We start from the raw sequence: 17,374 nt of genomic DNA on the forward strand, positions 1-17,374 counted from the left end.
GTCCACGGTAATTACCAATTATAATCCACCGTCACCCCATAGGTTCTGGGCAACCCATAAGATTGACCAAAGCCAACCGTGGAGGTCAGGACCTGTGTGCGATACACTTCATCGGCGATGTTCTTACCCCACAGGTGTACTCCCCACTCCCCGTCGGCGGCACTCACCCCAAGACGAAAATTGGTCAACCAATAGCCTTCCTCCTTCGCTTCTTCGGGTGCGCGAACGATGTCGTAGGTGACGTCGTCTTTATAGCTGGTATCGAACAAGATGTCAGCGTGGAGGTTGTCTCCGATCACCCAGGTGTACTTGATATTGGCATTGAAGTTTAGTTCGGGCGAGTTCGGCAGTTCACTGCCTTCGGCCACACCAGGCAGCACCGAATCGGTCACCTCTGTGTCCAACAGGCCCAACCCCATACGGATGTCGAGAGATTCCGTGGCACGCCACAGAAAGTCGATTTCCGCACCCATCACCTCAGCGTCACCCGCATTGTCGATGCCAAACAACGGGCCAACCACCGAGTCAAACAGTGGGCCGTAGATTTGAATGCCCTCGTAATCATACATGAACGCCGCACCGTTCAGTTGCAGGCTATTGTCCAGCAACAGGCTCTTGAACCCAACCTCGTAGGCAATCACGTTTTCCTCGTCAAAGCCGGTCAGGTTGCTGGGATCAAACGCTAATTGGCCTTGGAAGTTACCGGATTTGAATCCCTTACTGATGGAGGCGTAGACCAGTGTTTCTTCAAAACCGGTGTAGTCGAGACCAATTTTCCCAGACACATCCGTGACTTCGTAGTTGTTGGTGACCGGTGCAAAGGCCGCGGTTTCCGTACCCCCTTGGGAGGGCAGTGCATCAAAATAGAAAAAGGTGTAGGCATCTCTGAATTCTTTTTCTTCGTCGGTATAACGCAACCCCGCCGTCAGGTTCCAGCTGTCTTCGAACTGCCATTCCGTATGCAGGAACAGCGCTGCTGAATCGGCCTCTTGTGTATACTCATTACCCACAGAGTGAAAACCAAAGGGTAAATCAGAGGTATCAAATCGATCTCGAGTGCTCACTTCGTCGTTTTCATAGAAGGCTCCGGCGATGACAACCAGATTGTCTCCTGTGTAGGTCAAGCGAAATTCCTGGGAAATCTGATTGATGTCATTAAAGTATTCCGCATCCAGTTGAATAAGTGCGGAGCCGTCTCGATCCTCTACATGTTGACGCGAATAGTCTTCATAGCCGGTCACTGAAGTGAGGGTCAAATTATCGGAGATATCCCAGTTCACCGTCAACGCGGCACCTTCGCTTTCGATATCCATAAAATTGTCGTCGCGACCCGCCGAGCTCATCGGATCGCCGGGGAAGAATGCATCATCCTCTTCGGTGAAGGCATTATCGACTTTCAATAGCCAGGTATCGGATTTATCTTTACCGCTGTGAACATTGAATAGCACATCCACATCGTCGGAAGGCTGCCAGTTCAGCATAGCGCGCCATGAGGTGCGGTCCACCTCACCAACGTGCTTACCGGTTGCACGGTTGTATTGCTGGCCCTCACCCTGCTGGGTTGTCTGAAGGGCAAATCTGCCCGTGAGGCCCGGGGCGATTTCACCACTCACCGCCCCCTCAAAGGCGATTAAATCGAAATTCCCATAGTCGATAGAGCCATAACCTTCAAATTCCTCTGACGGCTTTTTACTCACAAAATTAACCGTTCCGGCAGTTGTGTTACGCCCGTACAGAGTCCCTTGGGGACCCTTCAAAACTTCAACGCGTTCGACATCAAATAGCTGAAAAGTCAGCATAGCTGGAGAAACCAAATAGACTTCGTCGATATAGATGCCCGCTGCCGGATTGTTGTTAACCGCGTAATCGTTGAGACCAATGCCGCGGATGCTCACATTGGGTATGCTGTTTTGAAAGGTATTGTTGATATTCAAGTTTGGGGTTTGGGCCGCGAGGTCCACGGGCTGGGTCAGTCCCAGCTCACTGATGTCATCACCCGTAAATGCAGTAACCGATATACCTACGTCGTTGAGGTTTTGTTCCCGTTTTTGTGCAGTAATGACAATTTCTTCGATTTCTAAGGCCTGGCTGGCTACCGGAGCCAAGGTGGCGGCCAAGATCGAGGCATGACAAATTGATCTGCATAGAATTGATTTTTTCACGACTTCTTCCTCATTGTTCTGTTGTTATGATCGAATAGAAATTTATAGGCAGAGGCCTGGAAAGTCGTATCCGACAATCCTCTTTGCACCAGGCCGTGGGTAAATACTTTTGCTGTGACTTAGCTGAGTTTTGACTAGGGCGTCAGCCACGTGCAGTGCCAGCGGAATGGGGTCGATGACCGGAACGTCTATGTTGTCTTTAAGCAGAGCCGCTCTGATCGCTTCCGCGCATCCAAGAAATCCCGTACAACCCAGGATGATCGCGCCTGCGTGATTTTGTTTAACCGCCTTATGGGCTTTGTCTGATAACGCGTTGGACAAACTGCCCAGATCATGATGGATGTCCAGAACTGGCACGTCGACGGCTTCAAAGGAGGCGTAGTTTTCTTGTAACCCGTATGCGGCCACCATATGAGCGATCATCGGCCTAAGACGCTCCAGAACGGTCAGGAAGCTGAAACGGTGCCCGAGCATACTCGCTACGTGCATTGCAGTCTGGCAGGGACCCAATACCGGTATAGAAACCACTTCTCGGCAAGCATTGAGACCGGGATCCCCCATGCAGTCTATGATGATGGCATCGGCTCCCGCCTTTTCCGCGTCGATCGCCTTGCGGATGGTATCGGGAATACTCAATGCTTCATCAAATTCTGACTCAATGGAGGCAGGCCCTTCGTCAAGCAAGCTATGAGTCACCTTTAGGTCTTCGCGTTCAAACGGTATCACATCATCCAGGCTACGAACGCCTTGGGTGATGATCGGCGTTAAGATGTGGATCTTCGAAACAGTCATCTGCAATATCCTCTCGTTATTGTGTTTTACAGATCTTCTATGGGTACGAATTCTTCGCCGAGCCCGAAGGCTTTCGGCCCGAAGACCTCCAGCGATTGCGGTGTTCGCATAATGGGTGCCGCACTCACGCCCATCACCTTGATGCGCTGCCCGTATTTCAGTGCCTCTACTGGAATCGGTTCGGCTGTCTCTCTGTCCACCATACAGATCAGGTCAGGCACAATAGCGCGAAGTTCTCCATTCTCCCTGGCCACCAGATGTTCATTCTGAAACGCCACCTCCATGGTTCTGCCGGAGCCATCCAGGGCGGTTAAATGGCAGTGACCAATGGAGAAACCCTTGGTGGTTTCCCGTCGTAAATCGGTCACCTTGCCGTCGAAGATGACCTTGCACTGATTGTAGTAAGGGGTTGTCTGCAGGTAGTCGACCAACGCTTCTACCGGGTCACCTTCTTTACGGCCGCGATTAATCGCCCGGCCGATTTCCAGCGCCAAGGTCATGGTGCCATGCACAGCGTAATCTTTTACTTGCTTACCGTTCATCGGGTAGCTCGACATGATCACACTGCAGCCCAACTCAATTGAGCTGACTCTAACGAGGTCTTCGGCTCGCTTGGCGGACCCGGTCTCGATCACCAGTGCATTGAGATGATCATCAGTGACCGCCAGCGGTGTGCAAGAGACCCCGTAAACATTGAAGGTGACCATCTGTATCTCCGGGAAGGCCCTACCCATCCCATCGGCATCCACAAGCGGTATTCCCAGTCGCGCTGCCGCCATGATCGGCAGCATGGAATTCACACCTCCGATTTCAATGGGAATCAACGCATCAGCTTTGCGACCCAGTTTTTCTTCCATGCGTTTGATGGCCAGATCAACGTCATCGCCACAGGCGGCTTTTTCGGTCAGTACGGTGGGTGCACCCAGCATGGCAATGGTCAATACTGTGGCATCATCATCCAGTTGATCGGGCTCAATGATCTCGGGCATTCCGAATTCTTGAATAGCGCTGGTGGCCAACATTCGTCCGATATAGGGGTCTCCGCCACCTCCGGTTCCCAGAAAGGCTGCACCACGTCCGATATTTACCAAATCTTCTACTGTTAACTTCATAGTCACTCAACTGTATGTCTAAGGGAGTTTGCTGTTATTGCTTGCTGATCAAGAGATCACCGGCAACCTTCACGCGCAGTCTGACAGCACCATCCGGGGCGTAGGCCAAGGGGGTTTCTTCAATATCCAGTACCTCTACGGTGGTTTCATCCGCCCCTGATGTGACGGCTCGGTCGATAGCGTCCTGCTTCGCCTGCGCCAGCGCTGCTTCCCTGCCGACCTTGTCGTAGGAGATAACGCTGTCGACTTCGCCCCCGACTTGGGCGATGGATGCTCCTATAGCGTTTGCGACACCTGCGTTCTCTGGGATGATCACCTCCGAAGTACCTTCGATATCGCGATTAATCAGCACGGAGCCGCCCCCCACCAGCACCAAGGGAATCGGGTCGGCACTGGTCTTCATGCGATCAACACCCTCGGTAACAATTCTGTGGATTTCATCCACGCTGCTCTGAACGAACTTCTCGGACAAATGACTGACCCGTGATTTATCGCCAAAGTCGGCATAACCCGCCGATACCGCAATGTCACTGGTGGTCAGGGTATCGCCTCCAAATACCAAGCCCTTTTCCAGCAACCGGTAGCCCACCGACTGAGGGCCGATTCTCACTCGGCTATGTTCAAGGCTGACCAAAGAGCCACCCCCCAAACCCATTGCCAGTACATCGGGCATTCGAAAGTTGGTACGTACGCCACCAATGTCCACCGTCACCGAGGACTCTCTGGGAAAACCATTGGTCAGCATGCCAATGTCAGTGGTTGTTCCGCCGATATCTGCGACCAGTGCATTTTTGTAACCCGACAAGTACGCCGCGCCTCGCATGCTATTGGTGGGGCCGGAGGCGAAAGTCAACACAGGGTACTTCTCTACGAAGTCGGCACTCATTAAGGTCCCGTCATTTTGACTGATGTAGAAGGGCGCTTTGATGTCCAGGGCTTTCAGTGCCGAGCGAAACGAGTCCACCACATGTCTGGACAATTGCGCCAAAGAGGCATTCATAACCGTGGCATTTTCCCGCTCCAGCAGCCCTGCGCGGCCAACCTTGTGGGAAAGTGTGACAGAGACATCACCCATTTCGTTGCGAATGATGTTTTCTGCACGTCTCTCCATCTCGCCATTGACACAGGAAAAAACGGACGAAACAGCCACCGCCTTCACCCCTCGCCGTTTCAGTTCTCTGGCGGCTCTGGCGACGTTCAGTTCGTCCAACTCTGTATTGAGTCGACCATCGAACTGATAGCCACCCCTGATCATAAAACGGTGATCACCCACCGCTGATAAGATGTCTTCGGGCCAGTCAATCAGCGGTGGAATGCCGCGCGCTGAGGGTAAACAAATGCGTATGATACCCACATCAAGCAGGTGCCTGCGCTCAACAAACGCGTTGGTAAAATGGGTTGTGCCAATCATCACGCATTGGATTTGGGAGGAGCTAACGTCTGACTCAACCAATACCTTTTTGATCGCGCTGACTATGCCATCGCTGACATTTTGGGTCGTCGGCATCTTACAAGAGGCCATGACTTTGTCGCCGTTCATCAAGGCAGCGTCTGTATTGGTACCACCTACATCTACACCTATTCTCATCGTAATTCGTCTTCCGCTGTTGGTTGAGAATTCAGTCTACGTTCTGATTTACTCCACTCTCAACGACCTTGAGGTGTGGGAATGGGGCTAAATCGGGCGGGTACAGCGACCTGGCGAGACAATTGAGACCTACCCGTTTGAGTAGTTCATAAAAGACTGATTGTTTATTGTTCTGAGTTATAAACCCTTGCGTCTTTGATCATCTGAGGGCTACTATCAGCGAGGAGAAATGGGTCGATTCGAAAGTGGCTTATGAACAAGAACACACACCCGCACTACCAGAACCTGTTCCCCGTTTGGTTGATGAAATCAAAAGTTCATCCGATTCGACAGCGAGTGGATATTGTCGAACGCCCCTCGCTGCTTCGAAAATTGGACCGATTCCTGGATGCGAAACTGACTCTGATCCATGCCCCGGCAGGCTATGGAAAAAGCACACTGCTATCGAGCTGGCGCCATCAACTTGGTCTCTCGGGTGCCACCGTCTGTTGGTTGTCGCTCGATCAGGAAGACAACGATATCCTCCAGATATTGACCTACATCGCATTTTCGCTGTCCGAAGCAGGGGTGAATTTCTTTGAACCACAGATCGGTGACGATTTGTATTCAAAAGACCTTTCAACACGAAATTTCCTCAGCATCATTACCCACATTGTCGATATTCAACCCTATAAAGTCGTACTGATTCTTGACGACTTTGAGTGTCTTAGCGATGAGGCGATCGACGGTGTAATCAAACCGCTGCTGGATTACGCCCCTGAGAACTTCCATCTTGCCATTGCCAGTCGGGATGACCGCCGATTAAAAATCACCGATCTCGAGGCCCAAGGCATGGCGATGCGAATAAAATCTGAAGATCTTCGGTTTACCTTGGACGATGTAGACAGCGTATTTGGTGAGCAGTTGAATAAGCGAACCCTGCAAAAGGTCTACCATGTCACCGAGGGTTGGCCGGTCGCCGTACAAATGCTAAAAAACACCATAGGCTGTGAGCAGGATATTGATCACTTACTGGAAGAATTGGGGTCCAGCGACAGCCTAATCACCACCTATTTGTCTGAGCAGGTGTTTGAGAATCTGGATCAGGATCTACAAGCGTTCTTGATGAACATTTCTGTTGTTGATCTAGTCAGTTGTGAACTTGCCGATCACTTGCGTGAAATGGATAACAGCAGAACATTGTTCGATGCCGTCTACCCGGTGCGTTCTCTGGTGTTGCCAGTGGACCAGGTCGAGTCGACCTATCGGTTGCATCCCATATTCAGGGAATACTTGAGTAGTTTGCTGCATTCAACATGCCCTGATCGCGCGAGCAAGTTGCACTTGCAGGCCGCTTCCTGGTTTTCAAACGAAGGCGATATTGTCAAAGCCGTTACCCACTGTGTTCGGGCGGGTTGTCCCCAGCAGGGGGTGAATATTGTCGAACAGGCGGGCGGCCTCACCATCTGGCTGCGTGAAGGCCTGACACGGTTGCGATCGGTCTTGCGGCTGCTAGACGAAGCGACGATTTCAAACAATCCACGCATGGTCATCATTCAATGCGTATTGGATATCAAGGATGCCAACCTGTGTCGCGCGCGAAATGGTTATGATTCAATGATTGAGCAATATGAGGCAACAAAGTCTCAGTATTGCCAAAGTGATCAGGACTTAATCAACCATGAGTGTATCTTGCTGGAATCACTGCTCGCCTTCTACGAAGGCAAGACTCTCTCGGACGAGTTTTGTCAACGATTACTCGATACTATCTCAAAAGTTGATTCGCACGAATACATGACCATTGGTGTTCAATACAATCTGCTTTGTGCAACCTCGGTTTTAAGGGGGCTCTATCTGGAGGCTCTTGATTTTGGGAACAGGGCACTGGAGGCATTCCGACAACTTCGCTCCATTTATGGCGAAGCCTATATTAATTTTCATTTCGGAGAAATCAGCTTCGCGAAAGGGAGAAGCCGCGAGGCAGAGAATTACTACCAGGCTGCCGTTAGCCTGACACGTAAACACTTTGCCGATGATAAAAGTATGAAACTGATTTCCAGTGTACTCATCGCAGAGCTGAAGTATGAACTGAATCAGCTCAATGCAATGCCCACACTGATCGGTTCGATACCCAAACAATTAGAAGAACATGAAGCCTGGTTTGACATATTCGTCGCGGGATATACCACCGCGAGCAACCTGGAATTCAACCAATACGGAATCGAACAGGCACTCAAGCTCCTCGATCGTGCCGGAGTGTATATCCAGTCGCAGAACCTCAGAAGTGTCATGAATGTGTTGACCTGTCAGCGCATCGACTTGTTGCTTCGGGCGAAGAGAGATCAGGAAGCTCGCGATCTGGTGCACAATCTCGGGTTAACACTGGACATGTACACAGACCCTCAAAGCAAGAATATCGCCTGGCGTGAGACGGATGCCGCAGCGTGTGTGTTCGCACGTTTGCAGATCAGAAATAACGAATTTGACACTGCCATTGCCACGATATCTCACTTCCATCAGCATGCGATTTCGCTTGGCAGCGTCAGATCTCAGCTTCGTTACGAACTTCTGTATTCACTCGCCTACCGAGGTAAGGGGGACATTCGAAGTTCCCTTGAACATCTAAGTCTAGCACTTTCTCTGTCAAGGCAATCGGGCTTCCTCAGGTCGTTTCTCGATGAAGGAGACGAATTGGCTGATATACTTAGCATCCTAGTAGATCGTGTTGAAACTGGCGCTGACGCTCGCGACAATGTGGATCGAGCCAAGGAAATCCTGCGCGGCTTTAGCGGCGCCTGTAGTCAGGATGAACAACCCCCTCTGCTCAGTAGCCGGGAATTGGAAGTCATGCAACAGCTGGTACACGGGTCTTCGAATAAAGTTATCGCCAAGAAAATCGACATTTCAGAGAATACGGTTCGGTTTCATTTGAAGAATATATTCGCGAAACTACATGTTAAGAATCGATTGCAGGCGGTTTCGGAAGCGAGAAAACAAAACCTTATCCCTTAACACGGCCAGAGATAGGGTATGAGTCGACTATAACAGGCCTTCTATTCGACTGCAGCCGTTTGATAAGTTTACAACTATCTCAAGAGAAGCTGCAGCCAACGCGATATTTCCTGAATTTGCGGCAAGCAGACTTCATGCTGCATCGGGTAGACTTTATAATCAGGTTTAAGCCCTTTCTCCTGCAGACTCTTGATCGCACGCTGCCCCAATATCTCCGGCACCACCGGATCTTGGGTGCCGTGGGAGACAAACACCGGCAACGACTGATTGGCGGTGTTAACTTCAATGCTGTCGCTGGTGGCAAAGTAGGTGGAGAGCGTCATTAGCCCGGCCAGTGGCGCCGGGTAGCCTAAGGCGGCCTGATAAGCAACTGCACCACCCTGGGAAAAACCCGCCACGATAATACGCCGGCTCTCGACACCCCGCGCAAGCTCCCGATCAATCAAGTCTGTCACCGCGGCTGCCGACTGCAGAATTTGTTGCGTATCGATTTTGCGGTCGATATCCATACTCAAAATGTCGTACCAGGCCGGCATCACCATGCCGCCATTGATGGTGACGGGAATGGCAGGCGCGTGCGGAAAGATAAACCGCACTGCCATGTCCTCGGGCAAGTTTAACTCTGGCACTATGGGCGCAAAGTCATCGCCGCTGGCTCCGAGGCCATGCAACCAGATAACAGCCGCATTCGCAGGGGTTTGTGGTTCGATTTCAATACAAGGGAGATAATTCATTTGTTGTCACTTTACCAGGGTAATATTTCGCCATCGGCGTGCCGCAGGGTGCCGCTGCTCTTGAGCGAATGTAGATCGATTCGTTGCACCAGCGAGCTCGAATACCATGGTACCGCCGAAAGTTCATGCGGCCAGCTGGCAGCTCGAACCTGCTGTCGTATGGGAACAACCAAGTGATAAATCAACACCGCCGCTTTACTATACGTTGAGTATACATCAAAGTGGAAATTACACCCCAACCGTTGCCAACTCATCGTTATGAATCGCAGCAGTAAGCAGCCGGCCACCATTTTAAGATTTCACAAGGCCTTAATTAAGAGAAAGTACCGGATACTCTTTTCCGCGAAATCAAGGAGCAAGCCAGGCCCAAAAGGACCAGACGACGAATTGATTCGCCTAGTCGTCTCTATCATGCGTATTCTGGCCCAATTCGATCATTAATTCTGAGACTTACCGATCATGGATTCTGGTTTTATTCGATCACTTTTTCTGGATTTCCAGAATCAGTGATCATATTCCAGAACTGATGATCAGATATTCCCAGTATCCCTCCTAACGCGTTAATTTTACTTGAATTTTGCCAGTCTTCTTGCCTTGACTTGGGGAAAGGAGAACTGGCAATGGCTAAGAGACGAATAGACATTGAGGAAGTTAAGGCCGTCCCTTTTGTGCCAACTTCACATCCCTTTATTGAACGAGCCATTGGCACTGTCAGGAGAGAGTTTCTCGACCACACACTGTTCTGGAATGCGAGGGATCTATCCCGAAAGCTAAAGCAGTACAATCGGTATTTTAATGAAGTACGTGGTCACCTATCTCTCAACGGCGTGACTCCGTTGCAAAAGTCTGAAAAAATCCAAATTCCAGAGAAGGATATCCGCAATTATGAGTGGGTTACTCACTGCAACGGGTTATTTCGATTACCAATAACTTGCTGAAATACGAACTCGCACTCCACAGGGCCTTGCCATTACTGAGGGTGAGCGAGGCCGCCTTCAACAGGATTTGGGAACTTCACGCTTCATGATTTTGCGAAACCACGGCTTACTTGTCACGGCCGAAACGGTTCCAGATGCCTTCTTGCAGTTGTTTATGTTGCAACGCGCCTGCGAGATCCAGGTCTTAGCTCAAAGTGGTGGCGAAGCTACGATTGCGGTCAATCAACAGGTAGTCGAAGGTATTGATGCCCAGAGCGAAATTGTTCTAGAGGGGATGGGCGGTGACATTGCGTGGCCTGCCTTAATGCGAAAGATGGACCGCCTGGATTCTTCCTACAAAACGTAGGGTGTAAGCACGATGGATATTGATGCATGGCGAAACTCAGGCGACCTGTTCGATTTCGGTGACTATCGTATCTTCTACAAGACCGAAGGGAGCGGAGTGCCAATTCTGTTCATTCATGGCTTTCCGACGGCGAGCTGGGACTGGCATAAAGTTTGGCCAGACTTCGTGTCTGGCCACTAGTGTATATGTCTTGACTTACTGGGGTTTGGATTCAGCGACAAACCGAAGCTACCGTATACTATGATGCTTCAGGCCGATATTGTTGAGGCGCTAATGGCGAAACTGGGTGTCAAATCAGCGCATATGATATGCCATGATTATGGCGACACTGTAGGTCAGGAACTGTTGGCCCGTGATTTAGAAGGAAGCTTGGGGTTTCAGGTCAAGACGATAAATTTGCTGAATGGGGGGTTATTTCCAGAAACTCACCGAGCCCGTAGAATCCAAACCATGATGCTGAGCCCAATTGGCCCCGTTCTCAGCCGAGCAATGACACGGAATATACTGGCCAAAAGCCTCCGGCCTACTTTTGGTAAGAACACACAACCTGAAGACAGCGAGCTTGACGCTTTCTGGCAGCTAATGTCGATGAAAAAGGGTCAACGTGTTCAGCACAGGCTTTTAGACTATATTAATCAGCGCAAAACACACAGAACACGCTGGGTAGAGGCACTGAAGAAATCATCGAGTCCAATCCGGTTAACGGTTGGACTCGATGACCCCGTGTCTGGTGCTCATATGGCTAATCGCTATCGAGAACTGATTCCCAACCCTGACATTGTGGAACTAACGGGAATTGGACATTATCCGCAAATGGAAGCGCCATCCCCGGTCATAGATTCAATGCTTGCTCACATCAAGGCATTTGAAGCTGCGCATGCAGTCTGAACTGCGATCGGATATGTGCTCACGGGTTGGTGCTATCGTGCCAACCTTTTTTGTCTTCCGGACATAGCATGTGCGGGCACAGAAAATACAAGAACTCAGAAAATTTAGGACTTCTATGGATACTGTCTCAGTCGAGCTCTTGTTATTCGCGGCTGCCCTGCTAGGTACAGGGCTGATTGCCGGCCTATTGGCAGGACTGCTGGGCGTTGGTGGCGGTATCGTGATTGTGCCGGTCCTGTTTCACCTTTTTGCCGCTCTGGGTATAGATACGGGCATCAAGATGCAAATGGCAGTTGGTACCTCACTAGCCACTATCATCGCAACATCGCTTCGGTCTATAGACGGTCACAGACGAAAAGGAACTGTAGATTTAGGTATTCTGAAACTCTGGGCCGCGCCTATGATTATAGGTGTTACTCTAGCCTCTTATCTGTCCCGCTATATTTCAGGTGATGTTATGGTGGGGGTTTTCGGTAGTATTGCCTTGTTGGTATCGTTGAATATGGCTGTTGGCAGCAGCGCTCTCCAAATCGCCAGCGAGCTTCCAGGACGCATTGCCCAAACGAGCATATCCTTTGTATCCGGTTTTGTCTCAACAATCATGGGTATTGGCGGCGGTACGATCGGTGTTCCCATCTTGAGCCTATACGGCGTTCCTATTCACCGGGCTGTCGGGACCTCTTCAGGGTTTGGCATATTGATTGCCGTACCTGGAACAATTGGTTTTATCGTGGCCGGACTGGATGCGGAGAATCTACCCGTCGGCAGTATTGGATATGTCAATATGATCGGTGTCTTGTTAATTATTCCATCTTCGATGTTGGTCGCGCCCTATGGAGCAACCTTGGCTCACAGGATTAGTTCTGTGACGCTGGCCCGAGCTTTTTCCGTGTTCCTGGGTCTCACCGCTGTCCAGATGTTGGTTTCGCTCCTTTTTTGAGCGCTGTCTGAATTTTACCGCCTACCTACGTTCTTTGTATCCTAATCGGGAGCAAACGCCGCTAAGTGACAGACAGGAGAGACGCCTATGTCACTCTACAAACCCGGCAACACGTGGTGGGTGCGATTTACCGCCCCCAACGGCCAGCAAGTACGCTGGTTAACGCATGAGGAAGCTGATCGCTTGCTCGAGGAATTGCCCGATCATTTGGCGGAGATGGTGCGTTTCACCCTGGCCACCGGCTTGCGTGAAGCCAATGTCACACAGCTCCAGTGGTCACAGGTGGATATGAACCGGTCTTGTTCAAATCTCGATTGGTGATTAGCACAAATCTAGCACAGTCGAAGATTTTGGGTGGTTTAGGGGCTGTCGTATTTGTAGCTGGAACTACTATGGTGTGCCGTTGAAAGCCGGTGTAAAGGTTCGTGCCTTTGTTTATACGGAGTGCCACACCCGCACTCGGAAGGATGGACTCAGAACAGCCTTTGGGCTGTTCTGACCGCTGCGCGGCTCCCTTCGGTCGGTCCCGGCAGCTGTGCTGCCGGTCGAACCTTCGACCGCTCGGTTCGTAGACTAGCATGTTTTCCCGATATTTCAGGCACTTAGATGACATTATTTTCACCCATATACCCTTTGTAAGCCCCAATTTCACTGGATTACAAAGCGTGTTTTCACCCAGAATTCGTCGCACTCAAAACGTAGCAACGTACCTATAAGGTTGAAAAGCTGAACTCCTCGTAGTAATGTACCTACAACGCACGAAAACGGGGAATATCATGACCATTACTACAGTCTCCAGTCGCGAATTCAATCAAGATGTGAGCAAGGTGAAGCGAGCTGCTGCCGCTGGGCCTGTATTTATTACTGATCGAGGCCAGGCCGCGCACGTGTTACTCACTATCGAAGAATATCGTAAGATCACCGACAGAGAAGAGAGTATTGTTGATTTGTTGGCAATGCCAGACACAGCTGACATCGATTTCGAGCCGCCGCGCAGGGATAAAGAGCTCTACCGTCCGGCAGATTTTTCATAATGTTTCTGCTCGATACCAATGTTGTTTCAGAGCTGCGAAAAGCAAAATCTGGCAAAGCAGATAAAAATGTCGTCGGGTGGGCCAACGGTGTTTCTGCCACTCGTCTTTATTTGTCAGCGATCACTGTTTTGGAGCTCGAGACAGGAATTTTGCTAGTAGAGCGGCGTGATCCAGAACAAGGCGCCATCCTCCGGTCCTGGCTCACCTCTCATGTTTTACCTGCTTTTTCAGATCGAATTCTAGCAGTAGACACCGCAGTCGCGCAGTACTGTGCCAAACTTCATGTCCCAGATCCTCGTTCAGATCGCGATGCACTTATTGCTGCAACCGCATTAGTTCATGACATGACTGTGGTGACCCGAAATGTCGGTGACTTTGAACCCACGGGCGTTAAAATCTTGAATCCGTGGGAACAAGCTTTGGGCGAATAGCACGAGGCACGGCCGAAATTGCCGCGCCGCTTGAGCTGAATGGCTTATCAATGTCGGGGGTGATGCCTATTCTGTACGTGCCTTTGTTCGTTTGAGGTGCCACACCCGCACTCGGAAGGATGGACTCAGACCATATCAATTCTTTAATTTTCAACAACTTACGGCGTTTGCTCATTCATTGCCGTACTTGAATTATCAATGACTTACGACTCACTGATATCCTGATTTAGCACAAATCTAGCACAGTCCTGATTTCCCAACCCAGCCTTAGCACCCTCACCCTATCGCCATACACATACCTTTGAGATTGACTGAAGACCCGTATTCGGACTATATTTGGTCCCCCGGGGAGGTGCTTATGAAATTATCAGATCACATTAAACCAATCAGTTACTTAAAGGCACACGCCGCAGAAGTCATACGCAACCTATCTGCTCAGAGGGAGCCGATGGTCATCACCCAAAATGGTGAGGCCAAAGCGGTGATACAGGATGTTAAGAGCTATGAACAAACGCAGGAAACTATGGCACTGCTGAAAATACTGGCGCTGGGCACACGCCAGATCGAAGAAGGTAAGGTTCAGCCTGCCAATGATGCTGTAGCGCGGCTTCGCAACCGAAGCAAAAAACGCTGATGAGTTACCAAGTATTTCTGACCGATGACGCCGCCTATGATCTAGAGGAATTATACGACTATATCGAATATCATGACGCCTCCGAAAAGGCTGATTACGTTCTCGACAGAATTGAGGAGGCCTTTTTGAGTCTGTCTGAAAATCCGGATCGAGGCGCTTTCCCCGAGGAACTCTTGGCAGTTGGTTTACGTGAATACCGGGAAATCTATTTCAAACCCTACCGCATTATTTACCGTGTAATTACCGACAACGTTTATGTAATGGTGGTTGCCGATGGTCGCCGTGATATGCAAACACTGCTACAGCGCCGCTTGCTGAAAGCCTAAATTTTGTAAATACTTAATAAATCCCGTCCAGTGCGAAATTTAATGCGGAAGCAATCTTTCTAACTCATGCCATAATTGCCATATGAGTGACTTAGCCAGACTCCTGTTTTACCTGATTAGATCTGTTGTTATTTTACTGCACCCGGGTGGACTGAAGTCGATTGCCGCCGAGAATCCTATGCTGAGACAACAGCTCATCGTTATGACTCGCAGCCGTAAGCGATCGCCGACATTAACGGTTCCAGATCGCACTGTTTTAGCTGCGCTCTCACAGTTGATATCGAGGCGCCGCTTCTCCAAACTGGCTATTGTTGTGCAGCCGGCCACCATTTTAAGATTTCACAAGGCCTTAATTAAGAGAAAGTACCGGATACTCTTTTCCGCGAAATCAAGGAGCAAGCCAGGGCCAAAAGGACCGGACGACGAATTGATTCGCCTAGTCGTCGCTATCAAACAGAAGAACCCAAGAATGGGCTATGACCGAATTACCATGCAAGTACTCCAAGCGTTCGGAGTCAAAATAGATAAGCATGTTGTGCGCCGAACTTTGGCCAAATATTACAAGCCACCCAATGACAATGGTCCCTCGTGGCTCACTTTTCTAGCGCAGACCAAGGACAGCTTATGGAGCCTCGATCTCTTTCGCTGCGAATCCATCAATTTGAAATCTCATTGGGTAATGGTTGCGATAGATGTCCACACCAGACAGCTCATAGGATTTGTGATTCATATGGGAGATGTCGATGGCACCACTGCATGTCGTATGTTTAAGCAGATACTTGGAAATCATCCTCCACCCGCCAGGATCAGCACCGACCACGATCCGGTCTTCACTTATCACCAATGGAGAGCAAACCTCCGGATTCTAGACATTGAGGAAGTTAAGACCGTCCCTTTTGTGCCAACTTCGCATCCTTTTATTGAACGAGCCATTGGCACTATCAGGAGAGAATTCCTCGACCACACACTGTTCTGGAATGCGAAAGATCTATCCCGAAAGCTAAAGCAGTACAAACATTACTTTAATGAAGTGCGTGGTCACTTATCTCTCGACGGCATGACTCCGTTGCAGAAGTCAGAGAAAACCCAAATTCCTGAGACGGATATCCGCGATTATGAGTGGGTTACTCACTGCAACGGCTTATTTCAATTGCCAGTAGCTTGCTGAAATACCAATTCGCACTCCACAGGCTGGATACTCGGATTCAGACCATAAATTTGCTGGCCACAGATCACGCGCAATGCACGATGTGTACATGCGTAAATTGGAAGAAGTGAACGCTACAAAGTGATTTTTTTGGGCCAGAGTTTTGGGCCAAGCACAAAAAAGGGCCTACGCACTACACGTAAGCCCTTGATATATGGCGCACTCGGAAGGATTCGAACCTTCGACCGCTCGGTTCGTAGCCGAGTACTCTATCCAGCTGAGCTACGAGTGCGAAGAGGCGCGTATTCTAGTGATCCGGGCCTTATACGTCAAGGCTTGTTTTACAGAGCGCCGAAAACCCAATAACTCATTTATATTCAATGGGTTACCCTACCCGTTAGCCCTTTTCATCTTCGTATATTGTAATCAGCGTCGAAAGATCTCTGTCAGCATTCCCGGCAATCGCGTGGTCTTTAAGCAATTCCACTCCCCTCAAGCTCATCGGTACCCGTTGCTCCTCTCCGTCCGCCAGGTCCACCCCCAGATTCAGGTCTTTTAGCAAGGTGGCGACTTTCCATTTAAGAGTGAAGTCATGATCCGCCATTTGCGGCGCAAGTATTTGGAATGGGATGGAGTCAGCAAAACCACCAGCAAGAGCTTCGGGCAGTTTGGCAACGTCAACACCCGCAGAGCGCCCAAGTGCCATCATCTCCGCAATGACAAGCGCATTGTTGGCCACCACCATCTGGTTACAGACCTTGGTCATTTGACCGGAGCCCGGGCCTCCCATATGAGTCAGGCGTTGGCACAGTGGATCAAATACCGGGCGAATGTTTTTTAGCGTTTTCTCATCTCCGCCCGCCATAATAATCAGGCTGCCGTTCTCTGCACCCGCCGTACCACCTGACACGGGTGCGTCGATCCATTGCATGCCACATTGTTGCTGTAAGTGCTCAGCAAAGTCTTTGCTTTTTTGGGGATGAATGCTGGAAAAGTCTACAAGTACTTTACCCGGTGTCCCGTAGTGGACGATGCCATTTTCGCCAAATGCCATGGTTTCCACCGCGTCAGTCTCGCTCAGGCAGAGCATCACGACGTCAGAGCCTGTGACCAGCTCTTCGACGTCCTTAGCGGATACTGCTCCTTCCGCCACCAGGGCTTTGGCCTTTTCCGGTGTGCGGTTCCAGACGTGAACGGTATAGCCTGCCCCCAGTAACCGCGACACCATTCGCGACCCCATTAGGCCAATGCCAATAAATCCGATTCTGTGAGTGGCCACGCTTTTCTCCTGCAAATACATCGTCGCTGGAT

General features: G+C 50.2%; 18 protein-coding genes and 1 tRNA gene. 12 read left to right on the top strand and 7 right to left on the bottom strand.

Annotated elements, in window-relative coordinates; translation table 11 throughout:
* Positions 1-11: 11 nt before the first annotated feature.
* The 4 genes from HBA55_RS13935 to HBA55_RS13950 are packed head-to-tail and all read right to left on the bottom strand — an operon-like array spanning position 12 to position 5,654.
* Positions 12-2,162, bottom strand: coding sequence for a TonB-dependent receptor domain-containing protein (locus HBA55_RS13935; RefSeq protein ID WP_166992199.1), 2,151 nt, complete (start codon positions 2,160-2,162; stop codon positions 12-14).
* 42 nt (positions 2,163-2,204) lie between these two features.
* Positions 2,205-2,954: an aspartate/glutamate racemase family protein gene (locus HBA55_RS13940; RefSeq protein WP_166992202.1), complete on the bottom strand. Its 750-nt coding sequence runs from the start codon at positions 2,952-2,954 to the stop codon at positions 2,205-2,207.
* 26 nt (positions 2,955-2,980) lie between these two features.
* Positions 2,981-4,066 (bottom strand): DUF917 domain-containing protein, encoded by a 1,086-nt coding sequence (locus HBA55_RS13945; protein WP_166992205.1) that lies wholly within the window; start codon positions 4,064-4,066, stop codon positions 2,981-2,983.
* Between the two features lie 34 nt (positions 4,067-4,100).
* Positions 4,101-5,654, bottom strand: a complete 1,554-nt coding sequence (locus HBA55_RS13950; protein ID WP_166992208.1) for a hydantoinase/oxoprolinase N-terminal domain-containing protein — start codon at positions 5,652-5,654, stop codon at positions 4,101-4,103.
* Between the two features lie 252 nt (positions 5,655-5,906).
* Here HBA55_RS13950 and HBA55_RS13955 point away from each other — a divergent pair, with 252 nt between their 5' ends.
* Complete coding sequence (locus HBA55_RS13955; RefSeq protein ID WP_166992211.1) at positions 5,907-8,645, top strand: LuxR C-terminal-related transcriptional regulator; 2,739 nt, start codon at positions 5,907-5,909, stop codon at positions 8,643-8,645.
* Positions 8,646-8,719: 74 nt separating this feature from the next.
* Here HBA55_RS13955 and HBA55_RS13960 read toward each other — a convergent pair whose 3' ends face one another.
* Complete coding sequence (locus HBA55_RS13960; protein WP_166992214.1) at positions 8,720-9,379, bottom strand: alpha/beta hydrolase; 660 nt, start codon at positions 9,377-9,379, stop codon at positions 8,720-8,722.
* A gap of 620 nt (positions 9,380-9,999) precedes the next feature.
* On the opposite strand from HBA55_RS13960, the gene HBA55_RS38190 reads away from it, so the two are divergent.
* The 11 genes from HBA55_RS38190 (at position 10,000) to HBA55_RS14010 (ending at position 16,084) form a co-directional block, all read left to right on the top strand.
* Entirely contained in the window at positions 10,000-10,317 is a 318-nt protein-coding gene (locus HBA55_RS38190) for an integrase core domain-containing protein (RefSeq protein ID WP_166992217.1), read from the top strand.
* Positions 10,318-10,348: 31 nt separating this feature from the next.
* Positions 10,349-10,663 carry a class II aldolase/adducin family protein gene (locus tag HBA55_RS13970; protein WP_338109413.1) on the top strand — a complete coding sequence of 105 codons (315 nt, stop codon included), beginning with the start codon at positions 10,349-10,351 and terminating at the stop codon, positions 10,661-10,663.
* A 12-nt stretch (positions 10,664-10,675) separates the two neighbouring features.
* A complete protein-coding gene (locus tag HBA55_RS37220) occupies positions 10,676-10,843 on the top strand; it encodes an alpha/beta fold hydrolase (RefSeq protein WP_206019794.1) in 168 nt (55 codons plus the stop codon).
* A 3-nt stretch (positions 10,844-10,846) separates the two neighbouring features.
* The gene (locus HBA55_RS13975) at positions 10,847-11,551 is read left to right on the top strand and encodes an alpha/beta fold hydrolase (protein ID WP_338109414.1); all 705 of its coding nucleotides are present in this window, start codon (positions 10,847-10,849) and stop codon (positions 11,549-11,551) included.
* Positions 11,552-11,666: 115 nt separating this feature from the next.
* Positions 11,667-12,491, top strand: coding sequence for a sulfite exporter TauE/SafE family protein (locus tag HBA55_RS13980; RefSeq protein WP_166992223.1), 825 nt, complete (start codon positions 11,667-11,669; stop codon positions 12,489-12,491).
* A gap of 87 nt (positions 12,492-12,578) precedes the next feature.
* Positions 12,579-12,812, top strand: a complete 234-nt coding sequence (locus HBA55_RS13985) for a tyrosine-type recombinase/integrase (RefSeq protein WP_166992226.1) — start codon at positions 12,579-12,581, stop codon at positions 12,810-12,812.
* A gap of 455 nt (positions 12,813-13,267) precedes the next feature.
* On the top strand, positions 13,268-13,525 hold the full coding sequence (locus tag HBA55_RS13990) for a type II toxin-antitoxin system Phd/YefM family antitoxin (RefSeq protein WP_166992229.1): 258 nt from the start codon (positions 13,268-13,270) through the stop codon (positions 13,523-13,525).
* On the top strand, positions 13,525-13,956 hold the full coding sequence (locus HBA55_RS13995; RefSeq protein WP_166992232.1) for a type II toxin-antitoxin system VapC family toxin: 432 nt from the start codon (positions 13,525-13,527) through the stop codon (positions 13,954-13,956). Before HBA55_RS13990 ends, HBA55_RS13995 begins: the two co-directional genes overlap by 1 nt.
* 358 nt (positions 13,957-14,314) lie before the next feature.
* The gene (locus HBA55_RS14000; protein ID WP_166992235.1) at positions 14,315-14,590 is read left to right on the top strand and encodes a type II toxin-antitoxin system Phd/YefM family antitoxin; all 276 of its coding nucleotides are present in this window, start codon (positions 14,315-14,317) and stop codon (positions 14,588-14,590) included.
* The gene (locus tag HBA55_RS14005; RefSeq protein WP_166992238.1) at positions 14,590-14,916 is read left to right on the top strand and encodes a type II toxin-antitoxin system RelE/ParE family toxin; all 327 of its coding nucleotides are present in this window, start codon (positions 14,590-14,592) and stop codon (positions 14,914-14,916) included. Before HBA55_RS14000 ends, HBA55_RS14005 begins: the two co-directional genes overlap by 1 nt.
* Before the next feature lie 178 nt (positions 14,917-15,094).
* Positions 15,095-16,084: an integrase core domain-containing protein gene (locus HBA55_RS14010; RefSeq protein ID WP_206019795.1), complete on the top strand. Its 990-nt coding sequence runs from the start codon at positions 15,095-15,097 to the stop codon at positions 16,082-16,084.
* 194 nt (positions 16,085-16,278) lie between these two features.
* On the opposite strand, the gene HBA55_RS14015 is transcribed toward HBA55_RS14010, so the two are convergent.
* Positions 16,279-16,355, bottom strand: a tRNA-Arg gene (locus HBA55_RS14015).
* Positions 16,356-16,460: 105 nt separating this feature from the next.
* Positions 16,461-17,363, bottom strand: a complete 903-nt coding sequence (locus tag HBA55_RS14020) for an NAD(P)-dependent oxidoreductase (protein ID WP_166992510.1) — start codon at positions 17,361-17,363, stop codon at positions 16,461-16,463.
* Between the last annotated feature and the right edge of the window lie 11 nt (positions 17,364-17,374).

The organism is Pseudomaricurvus alkylphenolicus (genome assembly GCF_011683955.1).
GTDB lineage: Bacteria > Pseudomonadota > Gammaproteobacteria > Pseudomonadales > Cellvibrionaceae > Pseudomaricurvus > Pseudomaricurvus alkylphenolicus.